We start from the raw sequence: 405 nt of genomic DNA on the forward strand, positions 1-405 counted from the left end.
GCCAGCACCAGCGCCCAGTTGTTGAATAGCACGCCAAAAACAGAGGGATTAATCGCCCGGGCGATCATGCAGCCGACGATGGCCTGCGCCGCCAGATAACAGGGGCGAGGGATGCTCAACTTCACCCCGCGCAGGCTCAAAATGAGACCGGCGATCAGCGGCCCCAGCAGCAGCGCTGCCGGCAGGTGTATTCGTAACAGCAGCGAGGAAAAGAGAACAGAGAGCAGCAGCAATATCAGCCAGTGCCCGATCGCGCGACGCGACGCCAAGATGCACCACCCCGGAAAAAGGATTAAAAAACCAGTATATACAGGTTTGGCCCGCTTTGCAGGCCGGGAGGCCGGCGACGTGAGTCGCCGGCCTGGCGGGATTATTCGTCGCCCTTTTTCTGACTCAGACCATATT

At 59.3% G+C, this 405-nt stretch carries 1 protein-coding gene; it reads right to left on the reverse strand.

The features are described 5' to 3' along the window. On the reverse strand, positions 1-269 hold a 269-nt coding region (locus M3629_RS28140), incomplete at its 3' end, for an AbrB family transcriptional regulator (RefSeq protein ID WP_251512199.1). Between the last annotated feature and the right edge of the window lie 136 nt (positions 270-405).

The sequence above is a fragment of the Paenibacillus polysaccharolyticus genome, assembly GCF_023714295.1.
Classification (GTDB): domain Bacteria; phylum Bacillota; class Bacilli; order Paenibacillales; family Paenibacillaceae; genus Paenibacillus; species Paenibacillus polysaccharolyticus_A.